This is a genomic window from Mesorhizobium sp. M0848, from assembly GCF_040319805.1.
GTDB lineage: Bacteria > Pseudomonadota > Alphaproteobacteria > Rhizobiales > Rhizobiaceae > Mesorhizobium.
Window position 1 is genome coordinate 12,094 of sequence record NZ_JAMYOM010000042.1, and the last position, 24,191, is coordinate 36,284.

Annotated in this window: 21 protein-coding genes; 13 read left to right on the forward strand and 8 right to left on the reverse strand. The window is 63.1% G+C overall.

Annotated features, from left to right (window positions below; translation table 11 throughout):
* Positions 1-193: 193 nt before the first annotated feature.
* Positions 194-1,372, forward strand: coding sequence for a M24 family metallopeptidase (locus NKH95_RS31635; RefSeq protein ID WP_352894325.1), 1,179 nt, complete (start codon positions 194-196; stop codon positions 1,370-1,372).
* On the forward strand, positions 1,359-2,588 hold the full coding sequence (locus NKH95_RS31640) for a M20 metallopeptidase family protein (RefSeq protein ID WP_352894327.1): 1,230 nt from the start codon (positions 1,359-1,361) through the stop codon (positions 2,586-2,588). Before NKH95_RS31635 ends, NKH95_RS31640 begins: the two co-directional genes overlap by 14 nt.
* Positions 2,589-2,637: 49 nt before the next feature.
* On the opposite strand, the gene NKH95_RS31645 is transcribed toward NKH95_RS31640, so the two are convergent.
* Both NKH95_RS31645 and NKH95_RS31650 read right to left on the reverse strand, forming a co-directional pair.
* Entirely contained in the window at positions 2,638-3,942 is a 1,305-nt protein-coding gene (locus NKH95_RS31645; protein WP_352894329.1) for a M23 family metallopeptidase, read from the reverse strand.
* A gap of 151 nt (positions 3,943-4,093) precedes the next feature.
* Positions 4,094-4,561: a peroxiredoxin gene (locus NKH95_RS31650; protein ID WP_128305433.1), complete on the reverse strand. Its 468-nt coding sequence runs from the start codon at positions 4,559-4,561 to the stop codon at positions 4,094-4,096.
* Between the two features lie 95 nt (positions 4,562-4,656).
* On the opposite strand from NKH95_RS31650, the gene NKH95_RS31655 reads away from it, so the two are divergent.
* Positions 4,657-8,037 (forward strand): hypothetical protein, encoded by a 3,381-nt coding sequence (locus NKH95_RS31655; RefSeq protein ID WP_352894332.1) that lies wholly within the window; start codon positions 4,657-4,659, stop codon positions 8,035-8,037.
* Between the two features lie 6 nt (positions 8,038-8,043).
* On the opposite strand, the gene tyrS is transcribed toward NKH95_RS31655, so the two are convergent.
* A complete protein-coding gene (gene tyrS / locus NKH95_RS31660) occupies positions 8,044-9,297 on the reverse strand; it encodes a tyrosine--tRNA ligase (RefSeq protein WP_352610547.1) in 1,254 nt (417 codons plus the stop codon).
* Between the two features lie 288 nt (positions 9,298-9,585).
* Here tyrS and NKH95_RS31665 point away from each other — a divergent pair, with 288 nt between their 5' ends.
* Both NKH95_RS31665 and NKH95_RS31670 read left to right on the forward strand, forming a co-directional pair.
* On the forward strand, positions 9,586-11,229 hold the full coding sequence (locus NKH95_RS31665) for an ArnT family glycosyltransferase (protein WP_352610548.1): 1,644 nt from the start codon (positions 9,586-9,588) through the stop codon (positions 11,227-11,229).
* A 45-nt stretch (positions 11,230-11,274) separates the two neighbouring features.
* Positions 11,275-12,105, forward strand: coding sequence for a phosphatase PAP2 family protein (locus NKH95_RS31670; protein WP_352610549.1), 831 nt, complete (start codon positions 11,275-11,277; stop codon positions 12,103-12,105).
* An 11-nt stretch (positions 12,106-12,116) separates the two neighbouring features.
* On the opposite strand, the gene NKH95_RS31675 is transcribed toward NKH95_RS31670, so the two are convergent.
* Positions 12,117-12,767: an FMN-binding negative transcriptional regulator gene (locus NKH95_RS31675; RefSeq protein ID WP_352440138.1), complete on the reverse strand. Its 651-nt coding sequence runs from the start codon at positions 12,765-12,767 to the stop codon at positions 12,117-12,119.
* A gap of 21 nt (positions 12,768-12,788) precedes the next feature.
* Complete coding sequence (locus tag NKH95_RS31680; protein WP_023669128.1) at positions 12,789-13,463, reverse strand: alpha/beta hydrolase; 675 nt, start codon at positions 13,461-13,463, stop codon at positions 12,789-12,791.
* Between the two features lie 236 nt (positions 13,464-13,699).
* Here NKH95_RS31680 and NKH95_RS31685 point away from each other — a divergent pair, with 236 nt between their 5' ends.
* The 7 genes from NKH95_RS31685 to sufA all read left to right on the forward strand — a co-directional run bounded on the left by NKH95_RS31685 (position 13,700) and on the right by sufA (position 20,785).
* Positions 13,700-14,863: a cysteine desulfurase family protein gene (locus NKH95_RS31685; protein WP_352610550.1), complete on the forward strand. Its 1,164-nt coding sequence runs from the start codon at positions 13,700-13,702 to the stop codon at positions 14,861-14,863.
* A 186-nt stretch (positions 14,864-15,049) separates the two neighbouring features.
* The gene (sufB, locus tag NKH95_RS31690; protein WP_352610551.1) at positions 15,050-16,567 is read left to right on the forward strand and encodes a Fe-S cluster assembly protein SufB; all 1,518 of its coding nucleotides are present in this window, start codon (positions 15,050-15,052) and stop codon (positions 16,565-16,567) included.
* A 27-nt stretch (positions 16,568-16,594) separates the two neighbouring features.
* A complete protein-coding gene (gene sufC, locus NKH95_RS31695; RefSeq protein WP_352894336.1) occupies positions 16,595-17,350 on the forward strand; it encodes a Fe-S cluster assembly ATPase SufC in 756 nt (251 codons plus the stop codon).
* A 19-nt stretch (positions 17,351-17,369) separates the two neighbouring features.
* Positions 17,370-18,638 carry a Fe-S cluster assembly protein SufD gene (sufD, locus tag NKH95_RS31700; protein ID WP_352751548.1) on the forward strand — a complete coding sequence of 423 codons (1,269 nt, stop codon included), beginning with the start codon at positions 17,370-17,372 and terminating at the stop codon, positions 18,636-18,638.
* A 4-nt stretch (positions 18,639-18,642) separates the two neighbouring features.
* Positions 18,643-19,887 (forward strand): cysteine desulfurase, encoded by a 1,245-nt coding sequence (locus tag NKH95_RS31705; protein ID WP_352894339.1) that lies wholly within the window; start codon positions 18,643-18,645, stop codon positions 19,885-19,887.
* A 21-nt stretch (positions 19,888-19,908) separates the two neighbouring features.
* Positions 19,909-20,301: an SUF system Fe-S cluster assembly protein gene (locus NKH95_RS31710; RefSeq protein WP_352673838.1), complete on the forward strand. Its 393-nt coding sequence runs from the start codon at positions 19,909-19,911 to the stop codon at positions 20,299-20,301.
* 103 nt (positions 20,302-20,404) lie between these two features.
* Positions 20,405-20,785 carry a Fe-S cluster assembly scaffold SufA gene (gene sufA, locus NKH95_RS31715; RefSeq protein WP_023810316.1) on the forward strand — a complete coding sequence of 127 codons (381 nt, stop codon included), beginning with the start codon at positions 20,405-20,407 and terminating at the stop codon, positions 20,783-20,785.
* Between the two features lie 249 nt (positions 20,786-21,034).
* On the opposite strand, the gene NKH95_RS31720 is transcribed toward sufA, so the two are convergent.
* Positions 21,035-21,532: a GFA family protein gene (locus NKH95_RS31720; protein ID WP_352894341.1), complete on the reverse strand. Its 498-nt coding sequence runs from the start codon at positions 21,530-21,532 to the stop codon at positions 21,035-21,037.
* A gap of 91 nt (positions 21,533-21,623) precedes the next feature.
* On the opposite strand from NKH95_RS31720, the gene NKH95_RS31725 reads away from it, so the two are divergent.
* The gene (locus tag NKH95_RS31725) at positions 21,624-21,947 is read left to right on the forward strand and encodes a TfoX/Sxy family protein (protein WP_128303267.1); all 324 of its coding nucleotides are present in this window, start codon (positions 21,624-21,626) and stop codon (positions 21,945-21,947) included.
* A gap of 205 nt (positions 21,948-22,152) precedes the next feature.
* On the opposite strand, the gene NKH95_RS31730 is transcribed toward NKH95_RS31725, so the two are convergent.
* On the reverse strand, positions 22,153-23,070 hold the full coding sequence (locus tag NKH95_RS31730) for a pseudouridine-5'-phosphate glycosidase (protein WP_352440142.1): 918 nt from the start codon (positions 23,068-23,070) through the stop codon (positions 22,153-22,155).
* Between the two features lie 75 nt (positions 23,071-23,145).
* Entirely contained in the window at positions 23,146-24,090 is a 945-nt protein-coding gene (locus NKH95_RS31735) for a carbohydrate kinase family protein (protein ID WP_352894344.1), read from the reverse strand.
* Between the last annotated feature and the right edge of the window lie 101 nt (positions 24,091-24,191).

Consider the following 24,191-nt stretch of genomic DNA (forward strand, 5'->3'; position numbering starts at 1 on the left):
CACCGCTTATTTATTCAGTCAAATGGAATTCAAAAATAGTCAGATAACGAAGCCCGGGCCAAAAGCAGGGCGTGGAGGACGTATTCGGTTCAGGACCTGCTCACACGCCGCCCTGGCTGATTGCCGCCTGATCGAAACCCTTCAATGGTGAGCGAACCCCGCGACCGTTGATCCGACAAAGCATGGAGCAAAGATGATCGAATTGCCGTTTGCCCGCGACGAGTACCAACAGCGGCTTCGCAAGATACGCACCGAGATGGCGAAGCGCGGTCTCGAGCTCCTTGTCGTCAACGACGTTGCCAACCAGCATTATATCACCGGCTATGACGGCTGGTCGTTCTACACGCCGCAGGTGGTGCTGGTTCCAATCGAGGAGGTCGAGCCGGTCTGGATCGGGCGCTCCATGGATGCGGCCGGCGGTCTTCTGACCGCCTGGATGAAGCCGGAAAACGTGGTCGGCTTTCCGGAAGACCATGTCCAGCGCGTCGATCGCCATCCCATGGACTGGATCGCGAGCTGGATCGTCGCCAGGGACTGGGGGAGCCGCCGTATCGGCATCGAACTCGAAGCCTATTATTTTTCCCCCAAGGCGCACGCCCGGCTTGTCGCCGGACTTCCCAACGCAAAATGGCACGATGCCGACCTGCTGGTGAACTGGATCCGCGCGGTCAAATCGGCGCCCGAGATCGCGTATTTGCGCAAGGCATCGACCCTGGCCGAAGCGGCCGTCACGCGGGCCTTCGAAGTGATCGCACCGGGTGTTCGCGAGTGCGACGCCATCGCCGCCATCCAGGCGGCGCAGATTGCGGGCAGCCCGGATTTTGCCGGCGACATCACCGCGCTTCCACCGACAATCCTCGGTGGCGAGAATGCCTCGGCGCCGCACATCATGTGGAGCGACAGGCGGTTCGGGGAAAACGAGACGATTGCGCTGGAACTTGCCGGCGTCTGCCGCCGCTATGCCGCAGGCCTCGCCAGGACCATGCAGCTTGGCAAGACGCCGACAAACGTTTCGGACACGGCAAAAGCGGTGATCGAGGGCATGGATGCGGTGCTCGACGCGGTCAGGCCGGGAACATCAGCCGAAGCCGTCGAAGCCGCCTGGCGCAAGGTCATCCAGCGCTACGGACTGAAGAAGGAATCGCGCATCGGCTACTCCATCGGGGTTGCCTATCCGCCGGATTGGGGCGAGCACACGATCAGCCTCAGGCCGGGCGACAAGACCGTGCTTGAACCGGGCAATGTCGTTCATTCCATCCTCGGCATGTGGATGGACGGCTGGGGCATCGAGATCAGCGAGACCATCCTGGTCACCGAAACCGGCCATGAGACCCTGACGAAGTTCCCGCGAGAGATCCATGTCAAATCCTGAGGGTTCGGCCACGGCGGGTGGTGTTGCGAAAACCGTGACGACCGATATCGCCGCCGGAATTCTCGATCGGATGATCGAGGTCCGCCGCCATCTGCACCGCAATCCCGAGCTCTCGAACCAAGAGGCCGGCACGCAGCGTTATCTCAGGCAGATGCTGGTGGATCAGGGAATTGCCGACATTCGCGACGTCGCCGGCTTTGGCCTTGCCGTCGATATTGCCGGCACCGGCAAGCCGTCAAATCGAAAGGTCGCCATTCGCGCCGACATCGATGCCTTGCCGATCGAGGAGGAGTCCGGCGTCGATTATGCATCGACGAATCCAGGCGTGATGCATGCCTGCGGCCACGACGCCCATGCATCGATGGCTTTCGCGGTCGCCGCGCATCTTCACCAGTCGCGGGACAGTTTTGGCGGCACCGTTCGCCTGATCTTCCAGCCGGCGGAGGAGGACGAACCGTCGGGCGGCAGGCGGGTGGTGGAAGAGGGGCTTCTCGACGATATCGACGCCGCCATCTGCGTCCACGTCGATCCGTACACACCGACCGGCAAGATCGCCGTCGGCTCCGGTCCCTACACTCTGGCCTGCGACACTTTCGATGTGGCCGTCATCGGCTCGGCGTCGCACGCGGCAAAACCGCATGAAGGTGTCGACGCGTTGGCCGTGGCTTGCTCCCTGGTGAGCGAATTGCAGAAGATCGTTTCGCGCGAGATCGACCCGTACGATCCGCTGGTGATTTCCGTGACGGCCATCAATGGCGGCAACGCCTATAATGTCACCGCCGGCAAGGTCACGTTGAAAGGCACCATCCGCAGCGGCAGCGACGCCACCCGCGAGCGGGCCTGGCGCCGCGTTCGTACGATAGCCGATGGGGTAGCGACAAGCCACGGCGCGCGTGTCGAGGTCGACATCCACAAGGGCGAACCGGGTGTCGTCAACGATGTCGAGATGACTGAACTGATTGCCGCCAGCGCCAAGGCCTGCATCGGTGCCGACAACATCCTCAACACGCCCGGATGGACGATCGCGGACGACTTTGGCTACTACAGCGAGAAACGTCCTTCGGTCTATTTTCGGCTGGGAATCCGAAACGAGGAGATCGGATCGGTCTTTCCGCTCCATCACGCCCGGTTTCGTGTCGACGAGGCCGCGTTGAAGGTCGGCGCGGCCACCCTGGTTGCGGCAGCGACGGCGTTTCTGTCGATGGAAGCGCCTTAGTCAGCCATCATGATGGTCATCGGCGCATGGGGCAGGAGCCCAGGATCGCTTACAGATACTGGGCGACCTTCTTGCCGACCGTGAGGAAGCGCAAGGGATCGATCGCTTCGCCATTGTGACGGACTTCGTAGTGCAGATGCGGGCCGGTCGAGCGGCCGCTGCTGCCGGTCTTGCCGATGACGGCGCCGGCGTCCAGTTTCTCGCCGACGGTGACGTCGATCTCGCTGAGATGCCCGTAACGTGTCGCAAAACCATTGCCGTGGTCGACTTCCACCATGCGGCCATAGCCGCCGTTCCAGCCGGCCTTGGTGACGGTGCCGGGCGCGGTGACCTTGGCGGCCATGCCGATCGGCGCCCTGAAATCCATGCCGGAATGCAGTGCTGCGGTGCCGAGGATCGGGTCGGTGCGCACGCCGAACGGGCTGGTGACGGAGTGGCCCGGCGCGGGGTTGGTCAGCGGCAGTTGGCGCGCTTCCTTCTTGAGATGGTCGAGCGCGTCAAGCGCTTCGTCCAACTCCTTGACCTTGCTGTCGAACATCATCGAACTGTCGACCGGGATGAGCGGTCCGCCGACATCGCTGTCGCCCTTGCCGAAGTCGCTGTCGACGGGCAGTCCGGCCGCCTCGAGCGCCTGGGTGATGGCATCGGCGCTCTTGTAGGCATTGTCGGCAAGCGTGCTTATGCGGGTCAGTTGATCGCTCTCGATGGATCTCAGCGATTGGTTGATCGAGACGAAGAGCTTGTCGGCACGATCGGCGGCTGAATCGTTGGGCAGCGGATCGGAGCGGGTCGACCACAGCGAGAACGGCCTTGTGTCGCCGGCCCCGGGATCGGCGCTCAGGCTGGCGACCGCATAATTCCGCGCGGGCTCCTTGATGCTGCCGGTCACTTCGGCGCGTTTGTCCGGCTTCGCAACCGCTGCCGGATATTCGGCCGGCGCTGCGCCGACTTCGCTCTCGGCGCGTTCGAGCAGCGGGCCAAGGCGGCCGTGACGCTGGCTCAGCTGGCTCTGCCGTTCAAGCAGTTCGCTGACCTTGGTTTCCATCAGTTGCTGGTCGAGCAACTGCCGGCTGGTGATGCGGTCGACCTGGGCGCGAAGCGCCGAAATGCGATCTTCATATGCTTGCTGCATGCGCGCCTGGCGCGCCGTGGTGGCGCCGATCAAATCGTCGCGCAGCACGAGATAGGAGGTGGCCATGAGGTAGCCTATGGCAATGGCGGCCAGCGCCGAGCCGATAACGGCCGCCAGCCACGGCCGGATCGTGAAATGCCTGATCTCGTTGCCCCGGGCGATGATGACCGTATGGGGCTCCTTACGCCTGCCGAATACTGCGGACTGACCGGTTGCGTTCACGGGACCAAGCTTTCGTTTACGACACCACGACAGCTTGACTACACATTATTAAGGTTAACAAAGGCTTGCAGCGCCGACTTGTCCGCAGCGGTTGCCCGCCAGGCGTGCGCAAGGTTGTAAGGGAAACCGGCCCGGCCTCGCCGGTAAAATCTCAAAGCGCACGAACGGCCTCAAGCACCTCTTCCGCATGGCCCTTGACGCGGACCTTGCGCCAAATCCTGGCGATCCGCCCGTCGCGGCCGATCAGGAACGTCGCGCGCTCGACCCCCATATACTTGCGGCCATACATCGATTTCTCGACCCACAGATGGTAGGCCTCGATCACCTTGCGCTCCTCGTCGGCGGCGAGGTCGATGGTCAGATTGTACTTCGACTTGAACTTGTCGTGCTTCTTGACGGGGTCGGGCGACAGGCCGATCACCGCGGCGCCGGCCTTCTCGAACTCCGGCTTCAGCTGCGAGAAGCTGATCGCCTCCTGCGTGCAGCTTGTTGTGTCGTCCTGCGGATAGAAATAGAGCACGATGGGCTTGCCGGACGATGCGGCAAGGCTGACTGATCCGCCGCCGTCCCGCGGCAGGTCGAATTGCGGCGCGAGATCGCCTACGTCGAGGTCAGCCATACCGATGCCCTTGTTTGAGGTTACGCGCGAAGCCACACCGATATAGTGTCGGACGGGGATTCGTCCACGATCGAGTTCGTACAACGGAAAATTGCGTGGATCAGGAGCGACCGCAGCACGAGAAGATCCGGTTCAGGCGTGATGAGATCACCGACCTGGGGACCTTTCCGTCCGCCTGCCGTGTGCCGCCGCTCGGTCAGGCGTCGATCGGACGCGGTTTTCGCATCCTGTCGCGACTGTTCGCCGGTCTGGTCGCTTTCGTGCTGCTGGCCGCCATGCTCGTTTATCTGGTTGGCGCCTCCGGCATCGGAGCCGACCGGCTTCGCACCGAGGCGGAAACGGCGCTCGAGAAACTGGCGGGCGTCGATGTCAATGTCGCGGTCGGGCCTGCCCGCATCACGCTCGACGGTTCGAGTTTCATCGCGCTCCAGGTCAGCGACGTCAGCTTGAAGACATCGGACGGCAAGCCGATGGCCGATGCCGGCCGCGTGCGCTTCGGCGTGCGTCTGTTCCCGCTGCTGTGGGGAGATGTGCGGCTGACCAGCGCCAGGATCTCGGATGCCCGCATCGTCGTGGCTGCGATGCCGTCCGGCGGCGACTGGATCGCCGGCCTGCGCAATGCGGACGGCCTCATCGATCCGGAGAAGCTGTCCGCCGCGGTGTTCGGAAACATCAACCACGCACTCGATGCCGTGCGGGAGGATTCGCTGCGCCGGATCGACCTTCGCAATGTCGAATTCGTGCTGCCCGAAACCGGAGCGATCAAGCTCGTCAAGATCACCGACGCCACCGTCGTACAGTCAGGCCCGGGCGGCATGCAGTTCTCGTCCACGGCGGACATCGACGGCAGGACGGCTACCGTTGCCGCTTCCGCATCCCGCGATATCGCGGCGCACCGCGTCACGGCACTGGATGCGAGCGTCGATGTGGCCGATACCGGCGACATGGCGGCCGCTGCCGGCAAGCTGGGAACCGTCGCGCTGAAGCTGACGGGATCGGAAGGGTTCGGCGCGAACGCATCGCGGCTGACGGCCGCTTTGTCGTCGACGGGTTCAGTCCTAGATCTCGGCACGCGAGGACTGCTGCCGGCGGACGTCGATATCAATGCGACGCTGGTTGCGGGCAGCAACAAGATCCAGGTCGACAGATTGCTGCTGAAGACCGGCCGCTCGACATTCGATTTCGCCGGGTCGATCGGGCCGAAGCCGGCAAGCGGAGCGGTGGGTGAAGAACCCTCCTATCGCTACGACCTGACCAGCGACGGGTCGTCGCTTGCGCCTTCGGAGTCGCCCGAGCCGGCGCTCACCTTCCTCGCCCGGATTGCCGGCGTCTATAACACGGTGAGCCACAAACTGGTCGCCGAGCAGATCGCGCTTCGGTCCGCCGGCTCCGGCGAGGTGCTTGGCACCGCTGCCGTGGCGTTCGTCGACGGCAAAGTGCCGGGGATCAATCTGGCGTTCAACATCCACGACATGCAGGTCTCTCACGTCAAGCAGCTGTGGCCGTGGTTTTCGGCGCGCAATGCCCGGCTCTGGGTGCTGGCCAATCTGTTCGGCGGCCGTGTCGTCGACGCCAACCTTCAGTTCCAGGTGGTGCCGGGCCGGCTCGGCAACGGCGTGCCGCTTTCGGCCGATGAGGTGTTCGGCCGCTTCCAGATCGAGGGATCGCGATTCGACACCGCCGGCCGCATCCCGCCGATACGCGACGCGGTCGGCGTCGTCGGTTTCCGCGGCAACGATGTCGATATCTCCCTATCCTCGGGCACCGTCTACATGCCCAGCGGCCGCACCGTGGCGGCCAGCAACGGCACGCTGACGGTCAAGGCGGCCAACCGCCCGCCGGTCGTCGGCGCGCTCGATATCGATGTCGACGGCGACGCATCCGCCGTTGCCGAACTCGCATCCTACGAGCCGATCAACGCCATGCGCCATGTCGGCATCCTGCCGGAAGAGTTGTCGGGCAGCGTCACCGGCCACGTCAAGGCGGATATTCCGCTGCAGTCCGGTGTCGACTCCTCGAAGCTCGATTGGCTGGTGTCGCTCGACTACAGCGGCATGTCCTTGGCCAAGCCCTTCGAGGGCCAGATCGTGACGGATGCCGACGGTTCGATCACGGTCGATCCCGAGAAGGCGGTGATCTCCGCCAAGGCGTTGCTGAACGGCATTCCGGCCGAACTCGATCTGGTAGAGCCGCTTAGGGATGACGGGCCGGCGCGCAGCCGCAAGGTGGCCCTGGTGCTCGACGACAAGATCCGCGCCGCCGCCATGCCCGGCCTGAAGCCGCTGCTTGCCGGAACGGTGAAGGTGGCGATCGACAAGAACGGCAGCGGCGATCAGAACGTCTCGGCCGATCTGACCAATGCCAGGCTGGACATTCCCTGGGCGGGCTGGAGCAAGGGGGCAGGGGTTCCCGCCAAGGTCACCTTCGTCATGACCAGGTCCGGCGAGACCATGACGCTGTCCGATTTCGACCTCGACGGAAAGACGTTCTCCGTCGACGGCAGCATCGTGCTGGTCAACGGCGCCTTGTCGTCGGCGCGGTTCAGCAAGGTCACCTTGAACAGGGGCGACGACGTTGCCGTGTCGGTGAAGCGGTCCGGCAAGGGCTATGCGGTCGACATATCGGGCAACGCGCTCGATGCCCGCTCGCTCATCAAGCAGTTCACTTCGGACGTCGACACGGCTACCAAGACCACCGGTTCCGATGCCATTTCCGTCAGCGCCGATGTCGACCGGCTGACCGGTTTCCACGACGAGCAATTGTCCAATCTGAAGCTCGACTACAGCGCGGCCGGCTCGCGGGTGAACGGGCTGAAGGTCAGCGCCACGGCAAGTTCAGGCGCCGCCATATCGATCAGCAACACCACTGGCGCCGGCCGGCGCGCGCTCAACATGCAGTCCGCGGACGCCGGCGCCATCCTGAGATTCCTCAACATCTACGAGCATATGGAAGGCGGCGCGATCACGCTCGCACTGGCCGGGCCGAGCGACGGATCGCTCAAGGGCAAGGTCGACACCAGCAACTTTTTCGTCGTCAACGAACCGAAACTCGCCTCCATCGTCTCGACCACGCCGGCCGGCGACAACCGCAGCCTCAACCAGGCGGTCAAGGGCAAGCTGGACACATCGCGGGTGAAGTTCGAACGCGGCTACGCCGAGATCGACAAGGGCAGCGGCTATCTGAAACTGGCCAATGGCGTGCTGCGCGGACCGCGCATCGGGACGACGTTCCAGGGCACGCTCTACGACCAGAACAACAACATGGACATGACCGGCACGTTCATGCCGGTCTATGGCCTCAATCGCATCTTCGGCGAACTGCCCATCGTTGGCGCGCTGCTCGGCAATGGTCGCGACCGTGGCCTGATCGGTGTCACTTACCGGCTCAAGGGCAATGCCAACAAGCCGCTGCTGGACATCAATCCGCTGTCGGTGATCGCGCCTGGAATATTCAGGTCGATCTTCGAGTACCGGTGATCGAGTTCAGACTGGCCGCACCAGAATGTGTTTTTTCTTTCCCAAAGACAGCTTTGCGATGTTTTCCGGACTCAAATCCTTTGATGTCACCAGGCGGCGCTCGTCGCTCACCGGCTCGTCGTTCAGGCGCACGGCACCGCCCTGCACATGCCGCCGCGCTTCGCCGTTCGATGCCGCCAGTCCGGCAGTGACCAGCAGCGACAGGATACCGACGCCGGTTTCAAGCGCCGTTTTGTCGACCTCGACGGTCGGTAGCGACTCCGCGAGCGCGCCTTCCTCGAACGTCTTGCGCGCCGTATCGCTGGCTTGCTCGGCGGCTGCACGGCCGTGCAGCAGGGCGGTGATCTCGGTGGCGAGGATCTTCTTGGCCTCATTGATCTCGGATCCGCCGAGCTGTTCGAGCCGCGCCACCTCGTCCAGCGGCAGCGTCGTGTAGAGCTTCAGGAAGCGGGCGACGTCGGCATCCTCGGTGTTGCGCCAGTACTGCCAGAATTCGTAGGGGCTCAGCATCTCCGCATCGAGCCAGACCGCGCCCGAAGCCGACTTGCCCATCTTGGCGCCCGACGAGGTGGTGAGCAGCGGCGTCGTCAGCGCATAGAGCTGCGCATCCTCCATGCGGCGGCCGAGATCGATGCCGTTGATGATATTGCCCCACTGGTCGGAGCCGCCCATCTGCAGGCGGCAGCCGAGACGCTTGTAGAGCTCGACGAAATCATAGGCCTGCAGGATCATGTAGTTGAATTCGAGGAACGACAGCGACTGCTCGCGATCGAGCCGCAACTTGACGGAATCGAACGCCAGCATGCGGTTGACGGAAAAGTGACGGCCGACATCGCGGAGGAAATTGACGTAGTTGATCTCCATCAGCCAGTCGGCGTTGTTGACCATGATGGCGTCGTTCGGACCGCTGCCGAATTTGAGGTAGGGCATGAAGTTGCGGCGGATGCCGGCTAGATTGTCTTCGATGTCCTGCGGGGTCAAAAGCTTGCGCGCCTCGTCCTTGAAGGACGGGTCGCCGATCATCGAGGTGCCGCCGCCCATCAACGCGATCGGCCGATGACCCGTCTGCTGCAGCCAGTGCAGCATCATGATCTGGATCAGCGAGCCGGCGTGCAGGCTCTTGGCGGTGGCGTCGAAGCCGATATAGGCCGTCACCGTCTCCTTGGCGAAGATATTGTCGAGGCCGGCATCATCCGAAGTCTGGTGGATGAAACCGCGCTCGCTCATCGTGCGCAGGAAATCGGATTTGAAGGCGGACATTGTTTCTTTCCCGAAAGCGCCGGCCGCTGTGGCTCGGATGTGCATGAACGCGGGCGTTTAGCATCCAAGCGCGATCAGCAAAAGTGGTTTCCGGTTTTGCGTCTGATCGCGCGCCAGACAAAGGTCCAGCGATCAGCAAAAGCGGGTTCCTGTTTTGGTGCCCACGCGGATGGCGTTTGCGAATCCTTGCTTCGTCGTTTGGGCTGGCGTATTGAGGCGCCGCGCAGGGGCAGGGCCTGAGGCGCCGCGACGGGGCCATCCCGCAGATCAGATCCGGAAAGCTCCGCGATGAACAGGAACTATCTCTTTCTCTTTCTGTTCAGCGTGCTGATGACATTCAGCGGACTGGCGAGCCTTCCACCCGTCGACCGGGACGAATCCCGTTTTGTCCAGGCCACCAAGCAGATGGTCGAAACCTCCGACTATGTCGACATCCGTTTTCAGGATGCCTCGCGCTACAAGAAGCCGATCGGCATCTACTGGCTGCAATCGGCGGCCGTGGCGCTGAGCGGCGAGGGGGCGGCGGCGCCGATCTGGGTCTACCGCCTCGTCTCCATGCTTGGCATTGCCTTGGCCGTCGTCGGCATTGCCTGGACAGGCACCAAGCTGTTCGGGGCCAATGCCGGTCTCGCCGCCGGCCTGATAATGGCGGCTATCTTCGCCACAGCCTTCGAGGGCCGTGACGCCAAGACCGACGCCATGCTGCTGGCCTGCTGCGTGGCGGCGCAAGGCGCGCTCGCCCAGATTTATCTGGCATCGCGCCGCAACGAACCGGTGGCCGCCCATTTGCCGTGGATCTTCTGGGCGGCTCAAGGCCTCGGAATCCTTATCAAGGGGCCGGTGGCTCCGCTCCTGTCGGTGCTGACGGTCGCCGCCCTGTTTGCCTTCGAGCGCGACTGGCGCTGGCTCCTGAAGCTGAAGCTCGTGCGCGGTGTCGCTCTGGTGGTGCTCATCGTGTTGCCCTGGGTGGCCCTCATCACCTGGAAGAGCGGCTGCGCCTTTCTCAGTGATGCCGTCGGCAAGGACATGATGGCCAAGGTCGCCTCGGGCGAGGAATCGCACGGCCTGCCGCCGGGCTTCTACATGCTGACCTATTCCTTGTTCATGTGGCCGTTCGGTCTGATCGCGGTCGGCGCCGGGCTGCAGGCCCTCAACCGTCTGCGCGACGATCCGCGGTTGCGTTTCTGCCTGGCCTGGTACATTCCGTTCTGGCTGGTGTTCGAGCTGATCCCGACCAAGCTGCCGCACTATGTCCTGCCGGCCTATCCCGGCATGGCGCTGCTGATCGGCTGGCTGCTGACCTTGCCGCCGCAGGAGGCGAATGCGCCGCTCAGGCGCTGGCAGGATTGGTTGTGGTGGTCGACCGCATTCGGTCTTGCCGTGGTCAGCCTTGGCCTGGCGGCGGTCTGCGTCGGAGCGCCGATCTACCTCACCGGCACCTTCTCCTGGTGGAGCATTCCGGCCGCCGCGGCAGCACTGGGGGCGGGCTACCTTGCCTTCTCGCGGGAGTTGCAGGTTCCGCTTCCTCGCATCGGCGCCGTCGCGGCTTGCGCGGGCATCACCTATGGGCTGTTGTTCGGCGTCATCGCGCCTTCGCTGAAGCCGATCTGGCTGAGCCCGGCGATCGAGGCGGCGTTCCAGGCCAACAGGCCTTGCGACACCACGGTGCTCGCTTCGGCGGAATATCACGAGCCGAGCCTGGTGTTCCTGGTCGGCACCAAGACCGTCCTGACCGATGTCGATGGCGTCGCCAAGCATCTGCTCGGCGATCCTGCCTGCGCCCTGGCGCTGGCGCAGGTCGGCGACGAGCAGAAACTGAATGGGCTGCTGGCGGCGCAAGGCAAGTCGGCGAACCGCGTTGCCGAGGTCGACGGCCTCAACTATTCATCGGGAGACAAGCTGTCGCTCGGCCTCTATCGTGTAACCCAGTGACGGCTCGCCGATGCCCATGACGGCAACAATGGGGTCGAATTTCCTATGCTGGTGAAATCACGCCCGCCCGTTTCGAGCCTGCTCCTTGGGGTAGGGCGCCGGTCGCTCGACAATTTTCGCGATACGATGCAGATCGCCAAAAGCCGCCTTGCCACCCGTCCGGCCAGATACCCGAACGTTTTGTGGTCGGTCTGGGTGCTGGTCTGGATTTTGCTGACGGCGGCAGCGTTTGTTCGTCTCGACACTCCGGCCGGAATGCTTCACGGCAAGTGGTCGGCGGGATTTGCCCGGACTGCCGACTTTTTCACCCAGTTCGGCTTGGGTGGCTGGTATCTCATTCCGTCGGCGCTTCTGCTTGTCGCCGCGAACCTGACGGATTGGCGAAGCCTCTCCCGGCGCTCGCTGATGCTCCTCTACAACTGGACCTGCCTGGCTTTTCTGGTGCTGTGCGCCACCGGCCTGTCGGGAATCGCCGTCAATGTGCTGAAATATGCGATTGGCCGGGCTCGCCCGCTCTATTACGAGGACTTTGGCGTGCTTACCCTTCACCCCTTCGCTTTCGATGCGCGCTTCGCCGGCTTTCCATCCGGCCATGGTACGACGATGGGCGCGGTGTTCGGGGTCGCTTTGCTGTTGTTTCCGCGGCGCTGGTACATCGCCCTGGCGATCACTGCCTGCATCGCCTCGACCCGTATCTTCGTTGGCGCGCACTATCCCAGCGACACCGTCGCCGGCTTCGGCCTTGGCTGCGGTTTCGCGCTGGCCTGCGGGCTGGTCTTTGCCCGGCTCGGCTTCATCTTCCGGCCGATGCCTTCGGGACTGCCGGTCCGCAAGACAACGTTTTGGCTGATCGGACCGACAAGGAAGGCTGCCTGAGCATCCGAAGTTCAGTTGCCGTCCAGCCCGCCATAGGATCTGACTAGGCCGGCCATGCCGGGCGACTGGTGGTCTTCGCTTTCCAGCCCTTGGGCAACGCCGACGCGATCGGCCACAGGCCGGTTCTGGCTGACCTTCCACTTGCCGTGGATTTCGCTGATCTCGATTTCCAGCCCGATAATGCCTTTGATCTGCGACTGGATGAACGGCTCCGGCGCGTCGGTCACTGCCCAGGGCGCTTGGCGAGCGCCTTCCTGCGACGCCGTCAGATCGGCGATCTGCTGCGCCAGCCAATCCTGGTCATCCATCACCTTGACTGTGCCGCGAACCTGCACGATGGCATAATTCCAGGTCGGCACCACCTTGCCGGTCTCGCGCTTGGTCTCGTACCAGGACGGCGTCACATAGGCATCGCTGCCCTGGAAGACGATCAATACCGGTGAAGCCGGATTGTCGGCCAGCAGGCGCCATTGCGGGTTGGCCCGCGCCAGATGGGCGCGCAGCCTGCCGTTAGGCCCGATTTCCGCGTCGAGCAGGAACGGGACAGCGTTGGCGACCGGCCCATCGGACCCGTTGGAAATCAACAGGCCCAGCGGATGCGTCCGGATCAGCCCGTGCAGGATTTCCGGCCGCGTTTCCCTGAAATGAGGAGGCTCGTACATCGCCGTCCGTTCTTTTCTTGTTTATCTCAGCCGCTTCGGACGCGGATCCGACAATTCGCCGGCCAGCCGGCGGTCGAGATAGTCGGCGCATTCCTCGAGCAGCAGGTCGGCATCGTTGGCGAAGAAATGGTTGGCGCCGGGCAACGTCTTTTGCGTGATGGTGATGCCCTTCTGCGTGTGCAGCTTGTCGACCAGGCCCTGCACATCCTTCGGCGGCGCCACCTTGTCGGCATCGCCATGGATGATCAGGCCCGATGACGGGCAGGGCGCCAGGAACGAGAAATCATAGGTGTTGGGCTGCGGCGCGATCGAGATGAAGCCTTCGATCTCCGGCCGGCGCATCAGAAGCTGCATCCCGATCCAGGAGCCGAAGGAGTAGCCGGCGACCCAGCAGCTCTTGGAATCGGGATGCAGCGACTGCACCCAATCCAGCGCCGCGGCGGCATCCGACAACTCGCCGGTGCCGTGGTCGAATTCGCCCTGACTGCGGCCGATGCCGCGGAAATTGAAGCGCAGCGTGGTGAAATCCCGCTTCTGGAACATGTAGAAGAGGTCGTAGACGATCTTGTTGTTCATCGTGCCGCCGAATTGCGGATGCGGGTGCAGGACGATGGCAATCGGCGCGCTTTTTTCCTTGGAAGGCTGATAGCGACCCTCCAGGCGGCCGGCAGGACCGGTGAAAATGACCTCAGGCATAAAATACTCCACTTGGTAATACGAACGCGCGGTGCCTGGAACGTTTCCTCTGGCCTTGACGCAGGGCGAGCGTCTTCTTAGAAGCTAGTTTAGAATTGTTCAAAACTGGGTGGCAAGACATCGAGCCCGGCCACCCGCGCCGCAAGCCGCGTAAATAGGACGGCTCGCCTTGGAATTTCAAGGAAATAACGCCATACGACATCGGAATGGCTTCTGACGGGACTTGACGGACGAAAATGGCCGCAAAACGCGCCTATCTCGATTATAATGCCAGTGCGCCGCTGCTTGCCGCGGCCCGCGAGGCTATGGTCGCGGCGCTTGACGTCGCCGCCAATCCGTCATCGGTTCACGCCGAGGGGCGTGCGGCCCGCCGCCTGATCGAGACCGCCAGGCGTGACGTGGCGGCGCTCGTCAACGCCAAGGCGGAGCATATCGTGTTCACCTCCGGTGCGACGGAAGCAGCCTCGACGCTGCTGTCACCAGACTGGCGGATGGGGCGCGGCACCGTGCGCATGAGCCGGCTTTACGTGTCCGAGGCCGATCATCCCTGCCTGTTGAATGGCGGACACTTCCCGGCAGCGCAGGTTACCCGGATCGGTGTCGACGCCAACGGCATCGCCGATCTCGGCGCCTTGGCATCGGTGCTCGGCGGTCATGACAAGAGCGAAGGCCTGCCGCTGGTCGCCATCCACACCGCCAACAACGAAACCGGCGTCATCCAGCCGATCGATCGCATCGCCGGGATTGTCAAGGCGGCGGGCGGTATCCTCATTGTCGACACCGTGCAGGCCGCCGGGCGTGTTTCGATCGATCTATCAGCTGGTTACGCCGATTATCTGATTCTGTCCTCGCACAAGATCGGCGGTCCCAAGGGCGTCGGCGCCATGGTCGCGGCTTCGGATCTGATGATGCCGAAGCCGCTGGTCACTGGCGGTGGCCAGGAAAAGGGCCATCGCGGCGGCACTGAAAACCTCGCTGCCATTGCCGGTTTTGGCGCGGCCGCCCGCGAGGCCCTTGCCGGATTGCCGGCCATGGATGCGGTGCGCCGGCGCCGCGACGAGATCGAGGCCATCGTGAAAACGCTGGTGCCGGACGCGGAAATCTTCGGAACCGGTGCGCCAAGGCTTGCCAATACGGCATTCTTCGCTATTGCGGGCGTCAAAGCCGAAACCGCGCAGATCGCCTTCGATCTGGCCGGTGTGGCGCTGTCGGCCGGCTCTGCCTGTTCGTCTGGCAAGGTCGGACCGAGCCATGTGCTGAAAGCCATGGGATACGGCGACAGTCTCGGCGCCTTGCGGGTGTCCATCGGACCGGCGACCGGCGCGGAAGACGTTGAGCTTTTCCGCACCGCGCTTGCGGGTATTGCCGCACGTAGGGCGGATAGAGAACGGGCCGCGTAGCGGTTGGACGAATTTGGGCCTTTCGGCCTGGTAGAGCCGTGCGTTTCATGCTGGCCGGGTGAATTCCCGGTCGAAGCGCACTATATTAAACTTACGCCGCCGCGAGCACCTCTTGGGGTTCGGTTTTGGCGGTGCCATAGTTTGAAAACTGTCGGGCCTTGACCCCGGCGTGGATGGAGAACGCATATGCCTGCTGTGCAGGACACGATCGATCGGGTCCGAAAGATCGACGTCGACCAATACAAATACGGATTCCAGACCGAAATCGCGATGGACAAGGCCCCCAAGGGCCTCAGCGAAGACATCATCCGTTTCATTTCGGCCAAGAAGGACGAGCCGTCCTGGATGCTGGAATGGCGTCTGGAAGCGTATCGCCGCTGGCTGACGCTTGACGAGCCGACCTGGGCGCGCGTCCACTATCCGAAGATCGATTTCCAGGACATCTATTTCTATGCGGCGCCCAAGAGCACGCCCGGCCCGACCTCGCTCAGCGATGTCGATCCCGAACTCTTGAAGGTCTATGAAAAGCTCGGCATTCCGCTGCGGGAGCAGGAAATCCTTGCCGGTGTGCAGAAGACCGATGCCTCGGAGCTCGAGGAGGTCAGCGATAACGTCTACAAATCGGGCCGCGTCGCTGTCGACGCCGTGTTCGATTCCGTCTCCGTCGTCACCACCTTCAAGAAGGAGCTGGCGCAGGCCGGCGTCATTTTCTGTTCGATCTCGGAAGCCATCCGCGAGCATCCGGAGCTGGTGCAGAAGTATCTCGGTTCGGTCGTGCCGACCTCCGACAATTACTACGCGACGCTGAACTCCGCCGTGTTCACCGACGGCTCCTTCGTCTTCGTGCCCAAGGGCGTGCGCTGCCCGATGGAGCTGTCGACTTATTTCCGCATGAACGAGAAGAACACCGGCCAGTTCGAGCGCACATTGATCATCGCCGAGGAGGGGGCTTACGTCTCTTATCTCGAGGGCTGCACGGCCCCGCAGCGCGACGAGAACCAGCTGCATGCCGCGGTGGTCGAGCTGGTGGCGCTCGACGATGCCGAGATCAAATATTCGACGGTGCAGAACTGGTACCCCGGCGACGCCGAGGGCAAGGGCGGCATCTACAATTTCGTCACCAAGCGCGGCGACTGCCGGGGTGACCGCTCGAAGATCTCGTGGACGCAGGTGGAGACCGGCTCGGCCATCACCTGGAAATATCCGAGCTGCATCCTGCGTGGCGACGATTCCCAAGGCGAATTCTATTCGATCGCCGTGTCGAACGGTTATCAGCAGGTCGATAGCGGCACCAAGATGATCCATCTTGGCAAGAACACGTCGAGCCGCATCATCTCCAAGGGTATCGCCGCCGGCTACTCGCAGAACACCTATCGCGGCCAGGTCTCGGCGCATCGCAAAGCGACCAACGCCCGCAATTTCACCAACTGCGACAGTCTGCTGATCGGCGACCAGTGCGGCGCGCACACCGTGCCTTACATGGAAGCCAAGAATTCGACGGCGCAGTTCGAGCACGAGGCGACGACGTCGAAGATTTCCGAGGACCAGAAATTCTACGTCATGCAGCGCGGCATCCCGGAAGAGGAAGCGATCGCGCTGATCGTCAACGGCTTCGTCAAGGATGTCATCCAGCAACTGCCGATGGAATTCGCGGTCGAAGCGCAGAAGCTGATCGGGATTAGCCTTGAGGGCTCGGTCGGCTGACCGGATATATATTCAGGAAACGAAAAAATGCTTGAAATCAGAAACCTGCACGCCCGCATCGTCGATGACGGCACCGAGATCATCCGCGGCTTGAACCTGACGGTGAAAGCCGGCCAGGTCGCCGCGATCATGGGGCCGAACGGCTCGGGAAAATCGACGCTGTCCTACATCCTCGCCGGCCGCGAGGACTATGAAGTGACCGAAGGCGACATCCTCTACAACGGCCAGTCGATCCTCGAAATGGATCCGGCCGAGCGCGCCACGTCAGGCATCTTCCTCGCCTTCCAGTATCCGATGGAGATACCGGGCGTCGCGACCATGGAATTCCTGAAAGTGGCGATGAACGAGCAGCGCAAGACACGTGGCGAGGAGCCGCTGAAGATCCCGGAATTCCTCAAGCGGGTGAAGGAAGCCGCCGCCTCGCTCAGCATGGACATGGCGATGCTCAAGCGGCCGCTCAATGTCGGCTTCTCCGGCGGCGAGAAGAAGCGCGCCGAGATCCTGCAGATGAAGCTGCTGGAGCCGAAATTGTGCGTGCTCGACGAGACCGATTCCGGCCTCGACATCGATGCGCTGAAGATCGTGTCCGACGGCGTCAACGCGCTGCGGGCGCCGGACCGGGCGTTCCTGGTCATCACCCACTACCAGCGCCTGCTTGAGCACATCGTGCCCGACACCGTGCACGTGCTCTACAAGGGCCAGGTCATCAAGTCAGGCGACAAGTCGCTGGCGCTCGATTTGGAAGCCAATGGCTATGCCGGCGTGATCGGCGAAGCAGCGTGAGATGCCAGAGGGCAGTTTGATGAATATGCACGCACAACCGCAGCGGACACCGGCCGAGACAGCGTTGATCGACGCGTTCGGCGACCGATTGTCGCTGCTGCCGGGCGACGGCGCGGTGATGCTGAAGCGCGACGACGCCATCGAGACGATCAAGCACGGTCTGCCGACGCGGCGCGTCGAATCCTGGCACTATACCGACCTGCGCCGGTTGCTGAATACCGTGCCGGACTTCGACCCGGCCGCCATGGCTAAAGCCATCGCACCGATCGTCGAAGGTTCCGCCGTGGTGTCGATCCTGAACGGCAAGTCCGACGCCAAGGTGCCTGTCCTTGAAGGCGTCACCTTCCAGCGCCTTTCGGAAAAGCTGATCGACGGCAGCATCGCACCGGGGCTCGATCCCTATGGCAGCGACGATGCCATCGGCGCGCTGAACACGGCTTTCGTTGCCGATGGTTATTTCATCGATATTGCCGATGGGACGAAGCTGGAAAAGCCGATCGAACTGCAGAACCTGCAGGCTGGCGGCCAGACGCATGTGCGCCTGCCCGTGCGCGTCGGCGCCAGCGCCAAGGCCGTCATCGTCGAACGGCAGACGGGTGATGGCGCTGCCTTGAGCAGCTCGGTAAGTCAGATCGTGCTCGACGAGGGCGCCGAGGTAACGTGGCTGGTCGTCCAGGAGCAGCCGGAAACGGCGACGCATCTGGCGCAGTTCAAGGCCCATATCGGCAAGAATGCGAAACTGACGCTGTTCGTCATGAACGCCGGCGGCAAGCTCGTGCGCCAGGAGATCATGGTCAGGACGACTGGCGAAGGCGCCGATTTCAAGCTTCGCGGCATCAACCTGCTGGCCGGCGACACCCACACCGACGTGACCATGGTGCTCGACCACGCCGTGCCGCACACGACCTCTACGGAAGTGATCCGCAATGTGGTGACGGGCAAGGCGCGCGGTGTGTTCCAGGGCCGCATCAACGTCCATCAATATGCGCAGAAGACCAACGCCAAGATGGCCTGCAACACGCTGCTTTTGTCGGACGATGGCGAGTTCTCGACCAAGCCGGAGCTTGAAATCTTCGCCGACGACGTGATTTGCGGCCACGGCGCGACGGTCACCGAAATAGACCACGACCATCTGTTCTACCTGATGGCGCGCGGCGTCGACGAGAAAAGCGCGCGGGGGCTGCTCGTGAAGGCCTTCGTCGCGGAGGTGATCGAGGAACTGGAGGACGAGGCGATCGTCGAGGCGCTGGAAGCGCGGCTCGACGGCTGGTTCGTGGCACACGGGTGATCTGATGAACGCACCGGGCAAGAGCGGAGATTTCTACGACGTCGAAGCGATTCGCCGCGATTTCCCGATCCTGTCGCGGGAAGTCTACGGCAAGCCGCTGGTCTATCTCGACAATGGCGCCTCGGCACAGAAGCCGCAGGTGGTGCTGGACACAATCCAGCATGCCTATTCCCAGGAATACGCCAACGTCCACCGCGGCCTGCATTTTCTCTCGAACGCCGCGACCGACGCCTACGAAAAGGCCCGTGAGACGGTGCGCCGCTTCCTCAACGCGCCAAGCACCGACAACATCGTCTTCACCTCGAATACGACTTCGGCCATCAACACGGTCGCCTATGGCTATGGCATGCCCAACATCGGCGAGGGCGACGAGATCGTGCTGTCGATCATGGAGCACCACTCCAATATCGTGCCGTGGCATTTCATCCGCGAGCGGCAGGGCGCCAAACTGGTCTGGGTGCCGGTCGACGATCTCGGCGTATTCCACATCGACGAATTCGAGAAGCGGCTGACCGACCGCACCAAGCTGGTCGCCATCACGCAGATGTCGAATGCGCTGGGCACGGTGACGCCGATCAAGGAGATCGTGCGCATTGCGCATTCGCGTGGAATTCCCGTCCTTGTAGACGGCAGCCAGAGCGCCGTGCATATGCCGATCGATGTGCAGGATCTCGACTGCGACTTCTTCGTCTTCACCGGCCACAAGGTCTACGGCCCCTCGGGCATCGGCGTTCTCTACGGCAAGAAGGACATTCTCCAGGGCATGCGGCCCTTCATGGGCGGCGGCGAGATGATCGAAGAGGTGACGGAAGACATCGTCACCTACAACGAGCCGCCGCACCGTTTCGAAGCCGGCACGCCGCCGATCGTCCAGGCGATCGGGCTGGGTGCTGCGCTCGACTATATGGAAAAAATCGGCCGCGAGCGCATTGCCGCCCATGAGGAAGACCTCAAGAACTACGCGCATGAGCGGCTGCGCGCCATCAATTCGCTGCGCATCTTCGGCGATGCGCCCGGCAAGGGCGCCATCATCTCGTTTGAGCTGCAAGGCATTCATGCGCATGACGTGTCGATGGTGATCGACAGGCAGGGCGTTGCTGTCCGCGCCGGCACCCATTGCGCCAAGCCGCTGTTGAAACGCTTCGGCGTAACCTCCACATGCAGGGCATCGTTCGGCATGTATAATACCAGGGCCGAAGTCGACGCTTTGGCCGAGGCGCTTGAAAAAGCGCGCAAATTCTTTGGATGACGATTTTTTTGGGTGACGACCATGGATGATGTGAGCATCGCAGCCGAGACCATTCCGGAAACAGCGCCCAATGCGCTGGTTTCGGGATCGGCCATTCCAGCCGACGAGCTGGCGCGGCTGACCGACGACATCGTCTCGGCGCTGAAGACCGTCTACGATCCGGAAATCCCAGCCGATATCTACGAGCTCGGCCTGATCTATAAGATCGACATCGAGGACAATCGCTCGGTCAAGATCGACATGACGCTGACCGCTCCGGGCTGCCCTGTCGCCGGCGAAATGCCCGGCTGGGTGGAGAATGCCGTCGGCGCCGTCGAAGGCGTGTCCGGCGTCGAGGTCAACATGACTTTCGACCCGCCATGGTCGGCCGACCGCATGTCGGAAGAGGCGCAGGTGGCGGTGGGTTGGTACTAGCCCGACAGAGGCTGGTGCACTTGCACCAGGGATAAAACTTCACCATTTTAGGTGAGGAATCATTCGGCAGGCCTTGAACCTGCATGGAATGGAAGGAAAAAGAATGGGACGCTTCGCCGTCATCACGATGACCGAAAAGGCCGCCGACCGGGTGCGCGAGATTGTCGCCACCCGCGACAACGCGCATGGCATCCGCCTCGGCATCAAGAAGGGCGGCTGCGCCGGGATGGAATATACGGTCGATCTGGTGACCGAGCCCAACACCAAGGACGACCATATCGAGCGCGATGGCGCGCATGTCTATGTGGCGCCCGAGGCAGCGCTATTCCTGTTCGGCACCGAGATGGATTTCGAGCAGACGACGCTTCGCACCGGCTTCACATTCCGCAACCCGAACCAGAGTTCGGCTTGCGGTTGCGGCGAATCCGTCGAACTCAAGCCGGCCGACCTGAAGGCGCTGGCAGAAGCACGCGCCTCGGCCTGATCTTCCAGCCCCGTAAGCGGCAGGGGTGATCGCATATGACTGGCTTGCGCTCTACGAATACCCCCTTAATCCCTCCCCACAAGGGGGAGGGAGACTTGGTAGGCGCTGATTCCGCAAATCCCCGAGGTTTCGACGCCAAAAGGATGGCGCGCGGCAGCGTTCCCTCCCCCTTGTGGGGAGGGTTAGGGTGGGGGTCCTCTTCGTAAAAACCCATATGCAACCGCCCCGCCGTAAACGGGGTGAAGGACGCTAATCCACCCACATGCCCGTCCGCTTGTGCCAGTCGGCGATCGATTCCTCGGGATAGACGTCGAAGACCTTGTCATGCTTGCCAACCTCCGGCTCCACCCAGTTCGCCTTGTATTTCAGCATCAGGTGCACCTTGCTTGGCGGAATGGGTAAATCGCTGTCGATCGCCGAGGCGAAGGGATGCACCAGTTCCGGCCATGTCGGATCGTAGAGCCAAAGGGCCGCCCCGCATTTCTTGCAGAAATTGCGCTCGCCGGTCGAGATTTCGCAATGCGGATGCTCGTCGTCCTCGATCTCCGCCCGAAAGACGCCGAGGCTGCGCTTGCCCCTGATGTTCAGTGTTTCGTTGTCCGCACCGAGATTGATGGCAAACCCGCCGCCGCCCTGCTGCTTGCGGCAGATCGAACAGTAGCACAGTATGAATGGCGCCGGCGTGTGGCTCTCCACCTCGAAACGCACGGCATTGCAGCGGCAGGACCCTTTGAGCAGGACGGGCATGGCGGGAAACTCCGATCGACCTCACACAACCTGTCAGCATGATTTTGGTTGCGGCGATGACAAGGCCAAACGCCGGTGACATGATCGCGGCATGGACAATGAACGCATCGCCGAACTGTTCGAGGGCCTCGGCCCTGTCAGCATCCGCAAACTGTTCGGCGGCAAGGGCATCTATTTCGACGGTGTCATCGTCGCCATCGTGCTGCGCGGTGAGTTGATGCTGAAGGCCGACGAGCAAAGCGCGCCCGAGTTCGAGGCCGCCGGCTGCACGCAATGGACCTATACCGGCTCGCGCCACGGCAAGCTGGTCGCCATGCCCTACTGGGGCGTTCCCGACAGCGCTTTCGATGATCCCGACGAGATGGCGGCCTGGGTACGGCGGGCGTATGCGGCTGGACGGCGGGCGGGGAAGTGATGCCAGCCTTGGGACGGTCGAGGGACACCACCCCCCTCTGGCCTGCCGGCCATCTCCCCCGCAAGGGGGGAGATTGGCGGTTTCACCGTCTGCCTGCTTTTTTCAACGTTGAAGATTGGCAGAGGCGTTGACGACATTCGATCTCCCCCCTTGCGGGGGAGATGTCCGGCAGGACAGAGGGGGGTGCTGTCCCGCCGACGTTGGCCTACAACGCCTTCGCAATCCGTGCCGCCAGCCGCGCGTTGTTTTCCACCAGCGCGATGTTGGTCTTGAGGCTCCTGCCGCCGGTCAGTTCGAGGATTTTCGACAGCAGGAAGGGTGTCACCGCCTTGCCGGTCACGTTGAGCGCTTCTGCGGCCTTCTGCGCGGCGTCGATATAGCCCGCCATCTCCTCAGCCGGGATTTCATGGTTTTCCGGCACAGGATTGGCGATCAGCATGCCGCCGGCGAGCCCCAGCGCTGCCCTCGTCTGGTAGAAATGCGCGATCTCTTCCGGCTCGTGCAAGGTCAGCGGCGCGCGGAATGGCGAATGTCGCGACCAGAAGGCTGGCATCGTCTCGCAGCCATGGCCGATCACCGGCACGCCGCGCGTCTCCAGCACCTCCAGCGTCTTTTCGATGTCGAGGATCGCCTTGGCGCCGGCCGAGACGACGATGACCGGGGTGCGCGCCAGCTCGTCGAGATCGGCGGAAATGTCAAAACTCTTTTCGGCGCCCTTGTGCACGCCGCCAATGCCGCCGGTGGCGAACACTTTTATGCCGACCATATGCGCCGCGATCATCGTGGCGGCGACCGTGGTGCCACCGGTGCGCCCTTGCGCCACGGCAAAACCGAGATCGGCGCGCGACAGCTTCATGGCGTCGCCCGTCATCGCCAGCGATTCGCGCTCGCCGTCCGAAAGCCCGATCTTGATGCGGCCGCCAACCACGGCGATGGTCGCCGGCACGGCGCCGCCATCGGTGATGATCTTTTCGACATCGGCCGCCATGGCGCCATTGTCGGGGTAGGGCATGCCATGGGTGATGATGGTGCTTTCCAGCGCCACCACCGGCCGGCCGGCCGCCAGGGCCTGCGCCACCGGCGCGTGGATGTCGATGAAGGGGCCGGCGGTCTCAGGGGTCATCAGGGTCTCCAATCCGGAATGCGGCGCGTCCGTCGGGACACCAGGCAACATCGCGGCACTATGAATTCGCCGGTCTCATGCCACTTCCCTGGCATCCGGCACAAGAGCCAATGCCTCAGTGAAATCAGCCGCGGTGAACTCCGGAACGGCGCTGGCGCTTTCGATGGCAAGCGTCGCCCCGGCAATGCCTTCGCGCAGAGCTGCCCGCAGCGGCAGGCCACGCAGCAAGGCAGCAACCGTAGCGCCCGCCAGCGCATCGCCAGCGCCGGTGACGTCAGCGACCTTTCTTGGCGGCGGCGGCAGGATCGAGAAGGCGCTGGCTTCATCGAAGCCCAGCATGGGCTCGCTGCCCGCCGTCACCACGCCGCTGACAAGGCCGCTGCATCGCAACCCGTCGACGACCTCGCGCTCCGTGGCAGTCGCGGCGACGCCGGCCAGCACCATGGCCTCGCGCCGGTTCATGAAGACGAGCGAGAGCTCCTTCAGCACCGGTATCAGCCGCACCACCTTGGCCGGCGAGATGGCAATGGCGAAAATCGGCTTGCCCGCGGCGAGCGCCACCAGCCGTTCCAGCGCCGAAGAGGGCAGATTGGCGTCGCACAGGATCGCATCGGCGCCAGCGATCACCTCCCGCACCTTGGAGCGCCTGATCTGCTTGGGAAACGCCAAATCATAGAGCGCCATGTCGGCAAAGCCGACGATCAGCTCGCCCTCACTGTCGATCAGCGCCGTGTAGCTCGGCGTCGTGCGGTCGAGGAAGACCGCCGACAGGTCGGTAATGCCTGCCTCGGCGATGGCTCGCGAAACGGTGTCGGCAGCGGCATCGCCGCCGCGAACCGACATGAGCGACGCGGAGACGCCGCGCCGCACGGCGCTGCGCAAAGCGTTGAAGACGCCGCCGCCGACATCCTCGCGCATCGTGCCGGGATTGGAGGCAGCCGGCACGTAAGCGCCGGACACCTGGCCGCGCCGGTCGATATGGGCGCCGCCTACGGCCAGTATTTTCGTGGATTTCAGCATGTCGGCGATATGACCTTTGTTATTCCAGCCGCACAAGCGCTAGGCTGCGCGACGGAGCTTCGCATGCAAGGCGGCGATTCGGCAGATCGAAACAACCGAGC

What these genes read in the sequence shown, in the direction of transcription:
- NKH95_RS31635 (WP_352894325.1), top strand. Translation starts at nt 194, where the DNA reads ATGATCGAATTGCCGTTTGCCCGCGACGAGTACCAACAGCGGCTTCGC.
- NKH95_RS31640 (WP_352894327.1), top strand. Translation starts at nt 1,359, where the DNA reads ATGTCAAATCCTGAGGGTTCGGCCACGGCGGGTGGTGTTGCGAAAACC.
- NKH95_RS31650 (WP_128305433.1), bottom strand. Translation starts at nt 4,561, where the DNA reads ATGGCTGACCTCGACGTAGGCGATCTCGCGCCGCAATTCGACCTGCCG.
- tyrS (WP_352610547.1), bottom strand. Translation starts at nt 9,297, where the DNA reads ATGTCCGCCTTCAAATCCGATTTCCTGCGCACGATGAGCGAGCGCGGT.
- NKH95_RS31665 (WP_352610548.1), top strand. Translation starts at nt 9,586, where the DNA reads ATGAACAGGAACTATCTCTTTCTCTTTCTGTTCAGCGTGCTGATGACA.
- NKH95_RS31670 (WP_352610549.1), top strand. Translation starts at nt 11,275, where the DNA reads ATGCTGGTGAAATCACGCCCGCCCGTTTCGAGCCTGCTCCTTGGGGTA.
- NKH95_RS31675 (WP_352440138.1), bottom strand. Translation starts at nt 12,767, where the DNA reads ATGTACGAGCCTCCTCATTTCAGGGAAACGCGGCCGGAAATCCTGCAC.
- NKH95_RS31680 (WP_023669128.1), bottom strand. Translation starts at nt 13,463, where the DNA reads ATGCCTGAGGTCATTTTCACCGGTCCTGCCGGCCGCCTGGAGGGTCGC.
- NKH95_RS31685 (WP_352610550.1), top strand. Translation starts at nt 13,700, where the DNA reads ATGGCCGCAAAACGCGCCTATCTCGATTATAATGCCAGTGCGCCGCTG.
- sufB (WP_352610551.1), top strand. Translation starts at nt 15,050, where the DNA reads ATGCCTGCTGTGCAGGACACGATCGATCGGGTCCGAAAGATCGACGTC.
- sufC (WP_352894336.1), top strand. Translation starts at nt 16,595, where the DNA reads ATGCTTGAAATCAGAAACCTGCACGCCCGCATCGTCGATGACGGCACC.
- sufD (WP_352751548.1), top strand. Translation starts at nt 17,370, where the DNA reads ATGAATATGCACGCACAACCGCAGCGGACACCGGCCGAGACAGCGTTG.
- NKH95_RS31705 (WP_352894339.1), top strand. Translation starts at nt 18,643, where the DNA reads ATGAACGCACCGGGCAAGAGCGGAGATTTCTACGACGTCGAAGCGATT.
- NKH95_RS31710 (WP_352673838.1), top strand. Translation starts at nt 19,909, where the DNA reads ATGGATGATGTGAGCATCGCAGCCGAGACCATTCCGGAAACAGCGCCC.
- sufA (WP_023810316.1), top strand. Translation starts at nt 20,405, where the DNA reads ATGGGACGCTTCGCCGTCATCACGATGACCGAAAAGGCCGCCGACCGG.
- NKH95_RS31720 (WP_352894341.1), bottom strand. Translation starts at nt 21,532, where the DNA reads ATGCCCGTCCTGCTCAAAGGGTCCTGCCGCTGCAATGCCGTGCGTTTC.
- NKH95_RS31725 (WP_128303267.1), top strand. Translation starts at nt 21,624, where the DNA reads ATGGACAATGAACGCATCGCCGAACTGTTCGAGGGCCTCGGCCCTGTC.
- NKH95_RS31730 (WP_352440142.1), bottom strand. Translation starts at nt 23,070, where the DNA reads ATGACCCCTGAGACCGCCGGCCCCTTCATCGACATCCACGCGCCGGTG.
- NKH95_RS31735 (WP_352894344.1), bottom strand. Translation starts at nt 24,090, where the DNA reads ATGCTGAAATCCACGAAAATACTGGCCGTAGGCGGCGCCCATATCGAC.